The organism is Pseudoxanthomonas sp. LjRoot204_2 (assembly GCF_056175765.1).
Window position 1 is genome coordinate 1 of record NZ_JBGFFG010000613.1, and the last position, 1,537, is coordinate 1,537.

The window sequence follows — 1,537 nt, forward strand, 5'->3', positions numbered from 1 at the left end:
ATCATCGCCCCATCATCGCGACTTACGTCGCTCCCACAAGGACTCCTCAGTCCCGCTCCACCATCTCGAAATCCTCCTTGCCCACGCCGCAGTCCGGGCAGGTCCAGTCGTCCGGGATGTCTTCCCAGCGCGTGCCGGGGGCGATGCCCTCTTCGGGCAGACCATCAGCCTCGTCGTAGATGAAGCCGCAGACCACGCACATCCAGGTGCGGTAGATGGTGGCGGTGGCGTCGGTCACGGGATAATGCCGGCTTGGAGGAGCGGCCATTGTCCCATCGCCGCCCGCGCACCGGAAGTTCGCCGATGACATCCCAGACACCGTCCGTCCGCCACGCACGCGGGCTGTACCTGATCACGCCGGAAGACGCGGACACCGCCCGCCTGCTGGCGCGCGTGGGCGCCGTGCTTCCGCATGCGACCTGGCTGCAGTATCGCCAGAAGACGGCCGACGCCGGTCTGCGTCTCTCGCAGGCGAAATCCATGCAGGCCCTGTGCCTGCAGGCCGGCGTGCCGCTGATCATCAACGATGACATCGCCCTGGCGGAGGCCGTCGGCGCCGCCGGCGTCCATCTCGGTGAAGACGAYGGTGACATCGCGGCCGCCCGCCATCGCCTGGGCCCGCACGCCATTGTCGGCGCCTCCTGCTACGACGAGCACGCCCTCGCCGAACGCGCGGTGGCGGCAGGCGCCAATTACGTGGCGTTCGGGGCCTTCTTCCCGACCACCAGCAAGGTCACCACGCGCCGCGCCACACCGGCATTGCTGGCCGATGCCGCCTCGCTGGGTGTCCCGCGGGTGGCGATAGGCGGCATTACCCCGGACAATATGGGCCCGCTGGTGGCGGCCGGCGCCGACCTGGTCGCCGTGATCGGCGGCGTGTTCGAGGCCGCCGATCCGGTGGCCGCGGCGCAGGCCTACCGAGCAGGATTTGACCGAGCCTGATGCTCCCCGTGGGAGCGACGTAAGTCGCGATGAGGCATCACGACTCTTCCATCGCGACCTACGTCGCTCCCACAAGACGCCCCTCTACTCCCTGGAATCCCATGAATCACGACCAGTCCCACGCCCTCTTCGCCCGCGCCCAGCAGTTGCTGCCCGGCGGCGTCAATTCGCCGGTGCGCGCSTTCAAGTCGGTCGGGGGCGAACCGTTCTTCGTGCAGCGCGCCGATGGCGCGTACCTGCACGACGTCGATGGCAACCGCTACATCGACTACGTCGGCTCGTGGGGCCCGATGATCGTCGGCCACAACCATCCGACGGTACGCGAGGCGGTGCAGGCAGCGATCCAGGCTGGCCTGTCGTACGGCGCACCCTGTCCGGCGGAAGTGACGATGGCCGAAACGATCACGCGCCTGGTGCCATCGTGCGAGATGGTGCGCATGGTCAACTCCGGCACCGAAGCCACGCTGTCGGCGATCCGCCTGGCGCGCGGCGCGACCGGGCGCAACCGCATCGTCAAGTTCGAAGGCTGCTACCACGGCCACGGCGATTCGTTCCTGGTGAAGGCCGGCAGCGGCATGCTGACGCTGGGCGTGCC

The 1,537-nt window shown here is 68.5% G+C and carries 3 protein-coding genes; 2 read left to right on the top strand and 1 reads right to left on the bottom strand.

The annotated features are described in order from the left end of the window. Nucleotides 1-46: 46 nt before the first annotated feature. Nucleotides 47-268, bottom strand: coding sequence for a rubredoxin (locus AC04L7_RS18405; protein ID WP_436000306.1), 222 nt, complete (start codon nt 266-268; stop codon nt 47-49). A 35-nt stretch (nt 269-303) separates the two neighbouring features. Between AC04L7_RS18405 and thiE the strand changes: the two genes are divergently transcribed. Together thiE and AC04L7_RS18415 are read left to right on the top strand one after the other, a co-directional pair. Continuing rightward, entirely contained in the window at nt 304-942 is a 639-nt protein-coding gene (thiE, locus tag AC04L7_RS18410; RefSeq protein ID WP_436000308.1) for a thiamine phosphate synthase, read from the top strand. 101 nt (nt 943-1,043) lie between these two features. After that, a partial coding sequence (locus AC04L7_RS18415; protein ID WP_475513660.1) for an aminotransferase class III-fold pyridoxal phosphate-dependent enzyme occupies nt 1,044-1,537 on the top strand: 494 nt, incomplete at its 3' end.